General features: G+C 67.9%; 8 protein-coding genes and 3 pseudogenes. 3 read left to right on the forward strand and 8 right to left on the reverse strand.

The annotated features are described in order from the left end of the window. Window positions 1-3 precede the first annotated feature (3 nt). Window positions 4-3786 (reverse strand): S8 family serine peptidase, encoded by a 3783-nt coding sequence (locus ABZ564_RS06400; RefSeq protein WP_360850358.1) that lies wholly within the window; start codon window positions 3784-3786, stop codon window positions 4-6. A 147-nt stretch (window positions 3787-3933) separates the two neighbouring features. Between ABZ564_RS06400 and ABZ564_RS06405 the strand changes: the two are divergent. Continuing rightward, window positions 3934-4242, forward strand: a pseudogene (locus ABZ564_RS06405) (tylosin resistance protein TlrC); the annotation flags it as partial. A gap of 152 nt (window positions 4243-4394) precedes the next feature. Continuing rightward, window positions 4395-6059 (forward strand): VCBS repeat-containing protein, encoded by a 1665-nt coding sequence (locus ABZ564_RS06410; RefSeq protein WP_360850361.1) that lies wholly within the window; start codon window positions 4395-4397, stop codon window positions 6057-6059. A gap of 268 nt (window positions 6060-6327) precedes the next feature. Here ABZ564_RS06410 and ABZ564_RS06415 read toward each other — a convergent pair whose 3' ends face one another. The 7 genes and pseudogenes from ABZ564_RS06415 to ABZ564_RS06445 all read right to left on the reverse strand — a co-directional run. Next, window positions 6328-6897, reverse strand: a complete 570-nt coding sequence (locus tag ABZ564_RS06415; protein ID WP_360850364.1) for an SMI1/KNR4 family protein — start codon at window positions 6895-6897, stop codon at window positions 6328-6330. Between the two features lie 23 nt (window positions 6898-6920). Next, window positions 6921-7310, reverse strand: a complete 390-nt coding sequence (locus tag ABZ564_RS06420; RefSeq protein WP_360850367.1) for a hypothetical protein — start codon at window positions 7308-7310, stop codon at window positions 6921-6923. 314 nt (window positions 7311-7624) lie between these two features. After that, the gene (locus ABZ564_RS06425; protein ID WP_360850370.1) at window positions 7625-8272 is read right to left on the reverse strand and encodes an OmpA family protein; all 648 of its coding nucleotides are present in this window, start codon (window positions 8270-8272) and stop codon (window positions 7625-7627) included. After that, window positions 8269-8862 (reverse strand): hypothetical protein, encoded by a 594-nt coding sequence (locus tag ABZ564_RS06430; protein WP_360850373.1) that lies wholly within the window; start codon window positions 8860-8862, stop codon window positions 8269-8271. Before ABZ564_RS06430 ends, ABZ564_RS06425 begins: the two co-directional genes overlap by 4 nt. A 26-nt stretch (window positions 8863-8888) precedes the next feature. Then, on the reverse strand, window positions 8889-9557 hold the full coding sequence (locus ABZ564_RS06435) for a pilus assembly protein TadG-related protein (RefSeq protein ID WP_360850376.1): 669 nt from the start codon (window positions 9555-9557) through the stop codon (window positions 8889-8891). After that, window positions 9554-9787 (reverse strand): hypothetical protein, encoded by a 234-nt coding sequence (locus ABZ564_RS06440; RefSeq protein WP_360850379.1) that lies wholly within the window; start codon window positions 9785-9787, stop codon window positions 9554-9556. The genes ABZ564_RS06435 and ABZ564_RS06440 overlap by 4 nt, the downstream gene beginning before the upstream one ends. 99 nt (window positions 9788-9886) lie before the next feature. After that, window positions 9887-10090, reverse strand: a pseudogene (locus ABZ564_RS06445) (LuxR C-terminal-related transcriptional regulator); the annotation flags it as partial. A 430-nt stretch (window positions 10091-10520) separates the two neighbouring features. Here ABZ564_RS06445 and ABZ564_RS06450 point away from each other — a divergent pair. Then, window positions 10521-10714: pseudogene (locus tag ABZ564_RS06450) on the forward strand (hypothetical protein); the annotation flags it as partial.

The raw sequence follows: 10714 nt of genomic DNA on the forward strand, positions 1-10714 counted from the left end.
TCCTCACTGCACCGCGTACGCGGAGATGAGCGTCTGCTCGACGCCCGCTCCGTCCGACGTCGCCGCCTTGACGCGCAGGGAGACGAAGCCGCCGCTCGCCGGGCGGTTGTCCACCGACGCCACCCAGGCGCCGTCGCTGCGGGAGGTCCGGACGTCCTGCCACGAGCCGCCGCCGTCGTAGGACACCTGCGCGGTCAGCGTGTCCGCGCGGCCTTCGTAGCCGGGCTGGCCCGGTGCGTTCAGCTCGACACGGTAACTGCGGGAAGCGGGGGCCTGGTTGTACTGGTTCAGCGCCATGTCGTACGACGGTACGAGCAGGGGCAGGGCCGTCTGCTTGTCGACGGAGGCGGAGTCGAACGACCAGCGTGTGCTGATCGACTTCGAGAGAGCCCAGGTGCGGAAGATGGGCAGGTCGGTACGGCGATTCTGGACCATGGAGAGCTCGTAGTGGCCGGATCCGGACGGCACCGGCCAGGAGGCGAGCCCGCCGAGGGCCGTCGTTCCGACCGCTTCGCCGTCGCGGGTCAGCTTCAGGGCGAACTGATCGGTGAGTGCCTGGAAGGAGACATGGCCTCCGCTGTCCCCCACCGAGGGGATCACGGTGGAGATGGCGTCACCGGTCCGCGTGGCCAGCGGTGTGGTCTCGCCGTTCACGATGTTCGTCGCCGGCTGCGGGTGGAGGGGGCCGGCGTACCAGTCCTCCGTGTGACGGGCGGGCTCCTCGTAACGGGCGGGGCGGCCGGCCATCTGATCGGCGCCGGACGCCGTGTTGCTCGTGCCCCAGTGCACCCAACTGGCCTCGCCGGTGGTGTAGTACGCGGTGCGCTTCGTCGGCGCGAGGACCGGCTGGACGACACCTGCGGTGACGGGCGCGGTGCCGGGGGTGTACGCCACGGCGAGGCCGTCACCGTACTGCTGCCGGCGGACCTGGCTGGACCAGGTCTCCTCGACCTGGGCGAGACCGGCCTCGTCGAGAGCGTGGGTCTGGTCCGCCGGGATCCCGTCGGTCCACGGCAGGTGGACGTTGTAGACGTACGGGCTGTTCGGCGTTCCGCTCCACTTCAGCCGGGTGGCCCCGTTCGCCAGCTCCTGCTTGAGAGCCGCGTAGTCGTCGGTGGTGATGGCGACGACCGGGATGTCGTCCTTCGCGAAGGGAGACCATCGGCCGGCGAAGCCGTGGGCGACGACGACGCCCCGGGCACCGCGCTGGACCGCGTCCTTCGTCACCTGCTCGAGACGGATCGTCGACTCGGAGTCCTTGCTGCCGAGGTCGACCAGGACGAACCGGCCGGCCACGTCGGCGGCGGCGAGCTCCGCGGCCGTACCGCCGCCGACGTCGACCACGGAGGCCGAGCCGCCCTTGGGGAGGTAGGCGATGCCGTCCGTCGTGACGGGGCTGTACTTGGCGTACAGCGCGTCCAGGGTGCGACCGGCGGTGGTGGCGATCTTCAGCAGCGGGGCGTAGGCGCGGGCGACGAAGTCGACGCGGGCATCGGGCCACTGACCGGCCGGGACGTCCGTGACGGCGATGTCCGTCACGGCGGCCCCGGAGACCACGCTGGACGCGAAGGTGACGCCACCGACGTTCCGCTGGTACCGCACGCTCGTGCTGTGGCTCTCCAGCGGCTGTGAAGCGGAGAGCTCGACCCGGTGCGCCTTCCGTGCGTCGAGGGTCTCGGTCGTGTCCTCGGTGAACCGCAGTCCGGGGCGGAAGAGGAAGCCGATCGACTTCACCGTGTGGTAGAGGTCCTTTTCATCGATGCCCGGGTCGTAGCCGTAGATCCCCGCGTCGAGGTCGTAGGTTCCGGCGGGGATCGTCGCGGTGGCCGTGCCGTCACGGAAGTACACCCGGGTCGCCGTCCCGGCTTCGCGCGAGATCAGGTTGACGTAGCTGAGGGTCCCGGCCTGTCCGTCGCCCCGGGTGATGCCCTTGAACTTGACCGTGACCGTGTTGGGCTCGGCGTAGAAACCGAAGCCGGTCACCGCGTGCTGCCCGCCGTCGGCGGCGGTGGCGGTGATCCTGCCGGTGAACTCGCCGTATCCGCCGTCCGGGACGCCCTCGGGAACGGACATGCGCAAGGTCGCCGAGGCGCTCCCGCCTGCCGGGACCGTCACGCTCCCGGTGCTCAGGGAGGCGGTGCCCTGCGGCGCCGGGCGGCCGGTCCCGTCGAAGGCGGTCGTCTTCAGGTTCAGGGTGACGTCGGAGTCACCGGTGTTCTTCCAGGTGACCTCGCGCTCGCTGATCTGCTCGGGGCCGTGCGGCCAGGGCAGGTCGTCCCCGTCGACGTAGCCCGGTCCGGTGACCGTGGCGGACACCGCCTGCTCCACGTCCAGGAAGCCCGTGCCCTCTGCGAGAGGCGGGTTGAGGGGGTCCGGGCGCACGCTCGACATCAGCCCCTGCTTCAGCTGCGCACCGGTCCAGTCCGGGTGGCGCTGCGCGAGGACGGCGGCGGCTCCCGCCACGTGGGGTGTGGCCATCGAGGTGCCCGACAGCGTGGTGTAGTACTCGTCGACGGGGACACCCCGCGAGGTCCCGGCCGCGCGGGCACCGATGACGCCGACGCCGGGGGCGGCCATGTCGGGCTTCAGGTAGTGGTGTCCGGCGCCGTCGTCCACGGGGCCTCGCGAGGAGAACGAGGCTGTCTTCAGGTTGCTGTCGTCGGCCGCGACGGTGAGGGCGGAGGCCGCGCAGCCGGGGGACGAGACGCTCCCGGGGGCGGGCCCGGTGTTCCCGGCGGCGATCACGAACAGGGTGTCGGACGCGGCGGAGAGCTGGTCGATGGCGGCCGCCATCGGGTCGTTGCAGAGCTTCACCGTCGCGCCCAGGCTCATGCTGACGACCTTGACGTCGTTCTCCACCGCCCACTGCATCCCGGCCAGGACTCCGGAGGTCGGGCCGGAGCCGGTGTCGGTCAGGACCTTGCCGACGTACAGGGACGCGTCCGGCGCGACGCCTTCCCGGTACCGGCCCTGGGAAGCGGAGCCGTTTCCGACGACGGAGGACGCGGCGTGGGTGCCGTGTCCGTGACCGTCGGCGGGGCTGCCGTTGCCGGTGAAGTCCTTGCTCGCCACGATCGACGCGGCCATATCGGGGTGACCGGCGTCGATACCGGTGTCCAGGACCGCGACCTTCACCCCCTTGCCGGTGTAACCGGCCGCCCACGCCTCGGCGGCGCGGGTCTGCTCGAGGGCGACGGTGTCGGTGGAGGAGACCTTCGCGTCGAGCCATATCTTGCCGGGAGCGGCGGAGCGGCCGTGCCGTACGTCCTCCCAGAACGCCGGCGTCGCCGACTTCGTGGCCTGCATCGCAGCCATGTGGAGCCGGGGCAGCCGGTCGCGGACGCGGGCACCGCGGGGTGCGGGTGCCGAGGTGGCCGCGCGGCTGTCGGGGTAGCTCACGATCAGGGGGATCGACGAGGTATGCGCGTCGTCGTACCGGTCGGCGATCAGCTTGGTCACGTTGAACAACTGTTCGTCGACTCGGTCCTCGGCGATCAGCGGGGCCGCGGTGTCGGGCACCACGTACAGGTCGTCGCCGAGCTGATGGGTCCGGAATCCCGGCGCCCCGCCCTGGGGGTCGGTCACTTGGACGACCTTCCGGCCGCCCACCGTGCTCAGCGTCACCTGGTCGCCGGTGATCAGGGTGACCGATTCCGTCGAAGGCCGCGCCGCTGCCTTCGGCGCCTGTGAAGGCGGGCTTCCCGAGGCCCAGCCCGGGGGCTGTGCCATGACCATGCCGGACACTGCCAGCAACGCGGATGCGATGACCACCGTGCGACGAGACATGCGAAACCACCGTCCGAAAGGGAACCAGGTGGGAGGAGACCCTAGGGGAGGGGAAGTCGCTTCCCAATACATCGAGGTGGCGGAACGGGGCCACTGTCGGCATCCTGCCGCCGCGCCCTCGGCGCGGATCCCGGCGGCGCACACACCGAACGGCTGCTGTCGCTGGGCCTGTTCAGCCCTGCGGACCTGCGCCTGAGGGTGGGCGAGCTGTCCTACGGGCAGCGGCGCCGGATCGAACCGGCCCGGCTGGTCGGCGAACCCGTCGACCTGCTCCTGCTGGACGAGCCGACGAACCACCTCTCCCCCGCCCTGGTGGAGGAGCTGGAGGGCGCGCTGGCCGGGTTCGGGGGTGCGGTGGTCGTCGTCACGCACGACCGGCGGCTGCGGGAACGATTCGACGGCAGGCGGCTGGAATTGGACGGTGGACGGGTGGTGGAACGCGCGGCGGCGGCATGAGTAAATGAGTGGCCGATAAATCACTGGTTCGATGGCTGGAATCCGCCCCCTCCAAAGGGGTCCGGCGCCGGTCATATGAACACCAGCTGATTCAGGCATGAACCACTTCTGTCCCGCTGGTCACACACTCATGGACAACCCCTGGGGGGGCCTTGCACCTGTCTGCACTGAAATCCGGTCGCACCCGCCGCGCGCGCTCGAAGCGCGCGAGCCGGATCGCGGCCTGCACCGCGCTCGTCCTCTCCGCCGGCATGCTGCTGGCGGCCCCGGCCTCGGCCGACGACGCGAAGAGCGCCGACGCGCCGCAGGCCGTCGGCTCGACGCCGCGCATGGACATCACCGGCGACGGCAAGAGCGACATCCTCTACCAGACGCGGGAGGGCCGTCTGTTCCAGTCGGTGGGCGCGCCGATAGAGGACTATCCCGTCGGGTTCAACGACCCCGACGACCCCAACGAACAGCTCGTGTACAAGGACATCATCGCTCCGGGCGACCTGCAGGGTGACGGCCAGCCCGACCTCCTCACCCTGACGGCGTCCGGCACGCTCACGCTGCACCCGCTGTTCGGCATGGATCCGACGGGGGACACTCCGACCTGGTCCGGAAAGGGCTGGCAGAAGTACAACAAGATCGCCGCACCGGGTGACCTGACCGGCGACGGCCGCAACGACCTGATCGCGCGCACGCCCTCCGGCGACGTCTACCTCTACGTCTCCACCGGGGACATCCACGGCGAGCCCTTCGCACCCGCCGTCAAGGTGGCCTCCGGCTGGGACGCGTACGACCAGATCGTCGGCATGAACGACTCCACCGCCGACGGGATCGGCGATGTCGTCACCCGGACCCCCGGTGGTTATCTGTACTTCCACGCCGGCACCGGGAACCCGTCGAAGCCCTTCAAGGCACCGGTCATGATCGGCTACGGGTTCGACACCTACAACCAGCTCGTGGGTCTCGACGACATCAACGGGGACGGTCTCGGCGACCTCATGGGCCGCAAGGAGAACGGCGACACGTACATCTACCGTGCCCTCTCCAACGGCCACCTCCGGATGAGGATCCCCGGCACCTTCGGGTGGCACAAGGCGGCCATGCTCGTCGGTGCGGGCGGCAACCCGGCCGTCGGCAAGCGCAGCGTCCTGGGTGTCAACGCCACGGGCGGCGGATTCTGGTACGACTCCAAGAACAACGGCGAGCTCTTCGGCCGCGTGGGCCGGGAACCCGTCCCCGAGGGGTGGCTCGCCTCCTCCCTCGACGACGACGGGCAGGCCGACAACCTCTGGGTGAAGAACGGCCGGCTGTACATCGCGGGCCGGGGCATCAGCGACGGCTGGGGCGTCTACAACGACCTCATCGGCCCGGGCGACCTGAGCGGGGACGGCGCGGGCGACATCCTCGCGCGCGACACCAAGGGCAACCTGTTCCTGTACCAGGGGAACGGCAAGGGCACCGCGCTCGCGGCGAAGATCAAGGTGGGCTACGGCTACAGCTCGTACCGCCACATCGTCGGCGCCGGGGACCTCACGGGCGACGGCCGGGCCGACGTGGCGGCCGTCGCCAAGGACGGCACGCTGTACCTGTACGAGGGCACGGGCAAGGCGTCCGCGCCGCTGAAGGCGCGCGTGAAGATCGGCTCCGGCTTCGACATCTACAACAAGTTCGCCGCGATCGGCGACCTCAACGGAGACGGCAAGACCGACCTGCTCGGGGTCAACGGCTACGGCGACCTGTACCGGTACACGTCCACCGGCACGGGCAAGCTCAACAAGCGCGTACGGATCGGCTACGGCTTCAACATCTACAACGCCCTGCGCTGATCCACCCGTAGCGGCGGCGGCCCGGTGGCCGCCGCCGCTGCGGGACAGACCCTGCGGCTGCGGAGCCGAAGCCGGATGACCGGCGAGGACGGACCACGGCATCGTGCAGGCGGCCAAGGCCTCTCCGCGCACGCCACGGTGTACTCGGTGTCGCCGAAGTCGGCGACGACCTTGAGCCTGCCACCGAGCGCTTCGACTGAGCAGCACAGGTATGAGGTCGGAAAGGGCTCACCGCCCATCACCCGGTCGGTGGCCAACCCGAAGAGGCTCAGTCGAGGGTGACGCAGCCGTCCTGGATCCGCTGACCGGTTTCCTCCGGACCAAGGATTCGCTCCAGGTCCTCAAGAACCGATGCGAAGAATTCCGACAGGTCCGGGAAGAGATCCATGGTCTCCACGTCGCCGTCACTCCACTGCCCCACCGAACCTGTCTCCGCGTCGATGAAGAAGCCATACATCTCACCACACGCGTAGGACTCGGCGGCGAAAGGAATCCACTCCTTCCTCCAATAGCCCTCATCCTCGCTCGGACCAGGCATCATCTGATGATGCAGCCGCTCGATACTCGACAGAGGCAGCAGCGCCCATCCGCCGACGAGGAACTCGCCTTCCGGGCAGGAACCCGTCAGGCCGTTCGACCCGTCGAGCCGGGTGACGGTCCCGTTGTTGACCTTCAGATAGGCACGCAGATCCTCCGGGAACCGAACCCCTGTCTTCTCCTCGACGGCGGCGATCTCCTCCTCGCTCGCCGCATCCCCCAGAGCACGGTGACTGACCGGGGCATGCTCACCCAGCCAGGACACCACACGCTGCCACGACTCACCCATGTCCCTCGGCACGCATACCTCCGTCAAAAATCTACTCAATAATTTTTCATGTACCAGATCACGGCACCGAGAAACACCGGAAGCGTAAATGCTATCTGCAGCACCCAGGGGACTCCCGGCCCCTCGTCGTCAGGCTTGCCGGGATTCTCTTCCCGCCAGGTCATGAACGCACGCATCGACTTCCAGTGCCCCACGACGCCCAAAGCAACAGCCAAAATTATCCCACAATAGACCGGGAGCAGTTCGGCCAGGGGCCAGTCGTAGTGAGCGCTATAGGCCGCGATCGCCAAGAAGCCTGCCACGGGGCCGCACGACACCCATATCTTCTGCCGCCAGTTCACCATCCCTGGAAACAGGACCAAAAGATAGAGGGATACGCTGACTGCGGCGAACACCCACCACAAAGGGGACGATTTGTCCGGCATCGGAAATCTTTCTCATTTCTCGCCCGCCACGGCAGAGGGCTTTCTTAGTTTAAACCGAAACTGTTTCACGAGTGGAGGGCGGGCATGCGCCAGGCTCCCCGGCCGGCCAGGGAAAGCACCGGGCCGGTCACCGAGCGGGAGAACATCCACGGGTCCGCGCTCGCAGATGCGGATGATCCGGTGGGTGCGGGCGGGCGGGCAGGTCGTGGGTGCGGCGCGGCAGGGTGGATGACCAACGAGGCCCCCGGGCAACGTGATCGAGGCGTTTGACGTCTCGATCACGTTGCCCGGGGGCCGCCGCCGGGGGGTGCGGGTCAGCTCTGCGCGCCGGTCTCCCCGCGCTGGAAGGAGATCTCCACGCGGCGGTTCTTCCGGCGGCCCTCCTCGTCCTCGTTGCTCGCGATCGGGTAGTCCTCGCCGTAGCCCCGGATCTCGAACGTGATGCCGGTGCCGCCCAGCGCCTGGTCCAGCACGTTGTGGACGGCGTCGGCGCGCTTCTTGGACAGCACGTCACCGTGTTCGGACGAGCCGAGGTCGTCGGTGAACCCGAAGACCCGGACCTTCTTGGCGTCCTGCTTCTTGATCTCCTCGGCGATGGCGTTGATCCGCCCGGTGGCCTCGCCGCTCAGCTTGGCGCTGTCCTTGCCGAAGAGCACTTCCGCCTGGAGGGCGAACTTGATGTCCGCGTTGGTGTCCTCGCGGCGTTCCTCGCCGCCGAGGTCCTCGATGACGGACTTGATGTCGAGGACTTTGGGCGGGGCGAGGGTGGCGCCTTCGGGGAGCTTGAGGTCGGAGTCGGTGGGATCGACCTCGACGGGGGGCTCTGCGGAGGCGGAGGGGTAGGGACTGTCCTCGGCTGCCGCCTGCGTGACGTCCGTTGCCCCAAACGCCAGCGCCATTGCGAACGCGGTCACGACCACACGGGTCTTCGTTCCCTTCTCGGCGGTGGTGGCGGCACTCATCCGGAGATCTCAATCGTCGCGTTCGGGAACCCTGGGAAGTGAAGGTCGACCTTGGCCGTCGTGCTGGGCGGGGATGGGAACTGGGCGAAGAAGCCCAGGGCCTTCCCCGGTTCGATGATCGACGTGTAGTTGCTGGTGGTGAGCGGCCGGTTGTCAGTGTCCCGCAGCACGTAGTAGCGCTTCTTGCCGACCGAGTCCACCAGCGTCATTCCGGCCAGTGAAGGCCCGGTCTCGGCCACGGCTTCCTCCTGCCCGCTCCATTCGAGGGGCGTGGTGAAGCCTTCCCCACTGGTGTTCTTGAAGTCACCGCTGACGGTGAGAAATCCACCGCTGTCACGCTTGGCCGAGTACACGATCATCTCTACGCCCCCGTCGTTCTTGAGGGTCACGAGAGTCTTGCTGCGGTCGGGCAGCGTCTTACCCTCTGCCGCCTGCTTGCCCCGGTCCTTCCCGGTGTCGGACGACGCGGCAGGAGCCTTGTCCGATCCCTTGTCGTCACCGCCGCACGCTGCCATCGAGAACAGTAGAGACGAAGCCAGGAGAGCAACCGCCCCAGCCCGGCGTACTTTCCTGGCGTGCCGGAAATTCATTCGAGATCCTTTGCATTCATTCGCGGTCAGTTTTCGGCCAGGTGCACGGAGAAGAGGTCAGCCATGTCAGGCATGAGCGCCAGGCCCTCGGGGTCCACCACCCATTCCTGGCCACCGTCACAGCGAACCTTGCCGACTGCCGCCGCCTCCGATTCAGGATCCGGGTCCGGCTCCGATTCGGGATCCGGCTCCGCTTCCGCGGCCGGTGCTTCCTCCGCGGCCGGGGTGAACGTACAGCGAGGCTCGACCACGGCCACGGCCATGGCCTCCGCCTTCTTCCCCTTGGTACCCGGCACGATGTCCGTGCTCATGCCCTTGTCCGACTTCAGACTGACCTCGTAGCCCCATCTGCCGTCGGTCAGCGGTCGGCACTGAACGCCGGTGGCCTCGTTCAAGGCGGCGAACTCGGATGCCTTCCCGCAGGCGTTTCCGAGGCCCCTGAAGAAGGGTGTATTGAATACAGATTCGAAGTAGTCAGGGTCGGTGAGATGTGTCGCCAGATCCGGTTCGAGCCGGCTGCGCGATTCCTTGGCCGCCGCCAGTGCGGCGGCATCGGCTGCGCTCTGTGCACTGTTGCGCTGAATATCGGCTTCGCCGAACGTAAAGAAGATCAACGCAAGGAAGAGCAGACCAGCCACAGCCGTAATGTACAGCGGTGCGGCCTGCCCCAAGTCCTCGCCGATCTCCGGACTCACCTGGAGAGGACCTTGTTGATCTTTTCCTTGAACTTGTTTCCGATGGTGGTGCCCATCCTGGTGTTGATCAACGCGATCACGATCGCCACCACCAGAATCGTGATGCCGACGTACTCGATCGCCCCCTGCCCCCTGTCCTTCCGGCGCCTCATGTGTGCCACGGTCGTGTCCGCCCAGTGGGTCACGTAAGTCTGCGTGCTCACCGCCGCCTTGAGCGCGATGTCCTTCATGAGGATGTCCCCCTCCGAGTTCGACCGACCGGGAAGCGGTCGACGTTGATCCGTAAGTCCGCCTGCCATCGGCAACGCACGTGGGTACGACACCCCTCATCATGAGCCTCCGGGCCCAACTCCGGGCCCGGTCAGGTGACAAGGGCCCGAATGCCCTACCGCTTTCAGCCATGATGCGCCGCGGCCCCCCGCATTCGGTTTCGCGAAGATTCGTTCGATGTGGTTCTTCACCGTCTTCCGACGGATGAAACAGGCGGCGGCGATCCGCCGATCGGGCATGCCCGACGCGATCAGGCCCATCACCCCCACCCCCGCTCCCACTCGCCTCCGACAGCACGCTCCAGGGAGCCGAAGCGGCGGTCCCCGACGATGAATGTCCCACAAATCGCCCCGATAGCACGGCATTTCGCGGGAGAGCACCGCCCCCGGCTTCGGTTCGCGGTGCCCCTGGCGGTCGCCCGTCACCGGTCTCAAGCGCGGCCGGGCATCCGGGCCCGGGGCTCAAGTCGCGAGATCCGAGCGCTCTTTCAGAGGAATGGTTGGGAGGGTTTGAACCCACCCGCCCACCCTTGTGACCCGCAAGGGTTCACTTCGCGCGATCGAGTTGCGACGGAAGGTAGCCACGCTCTAGCTTCAGCGAGGACACAGACCAAGGACCAAAGACGGCTCCCGCCGGTGCGCTAACACCGCCAGGAGCCTGACCACCTCGATCGAAAGCAAGAGGACCGATCAGATGGCTGACAGCCAGTTTAGTGGCGCGCCCGTGCCCTACCACCCGATGGCGAACCCCGGTTACGGCAAGCGTTCCGCCCCGGACCAACGCCCGCACACGGGGCAGGACTTCGCGCACCTGCACCCCCGTGACGCGGCGATCGCCGCGTACATCGACGGGCTGTGCGACGGCGCCGACATCTCCGTGAAGACCCT

This window comes from Streptomyces sp. NPDC019224 (assembly GCF_040632605.1).
Lineage (GTDB): Bacteria > Actinomycetota > Actinomycetes > Streptomycetales > Streptomycetaceae > Streptomyces.

Bases quoted from the DNA above. Each gene is read 5' to 3' on its own strand.
- ABZ564_RS06400 (WP_360850358.1), bottom strand. From the start codon at position 3,786: ATGTCTCGTCGCACGGTGGTCATCGCATCCGCGTTGCTGGCAGTGTCC.
- ABZ564_RS06420 (WP_360850367.1), bottom strand. From the start codon at position 7,310: ATGCCGGACAAATCGTCCCCTTTGTGGTGGGTGTTCGCCGCAGTCAGC.
- ABZ564_RS06425 (WP_360850370.1), bottom strand. From the start codon at position 8,272: ATGAGTGCCGCCACCACCGCCGAGAAGGGAACGAAGACCCGTGTGGTC.
- ABZ564_RS06430 (WP_360850373.1), bottom strand. From the start codon at position 8,862: ATGAATTTCCGGCACGCCAGGAAAGTACGCCGGGCTGGGGCGGTTGCT.
- ABZ564_RS06440 (WP_360850379.1), bottom strand. From the start codon at position 9,787: ATGAAGGACATCGCGCTCAAGGCGGCGGTGAGCACGCAGACTTACGTG.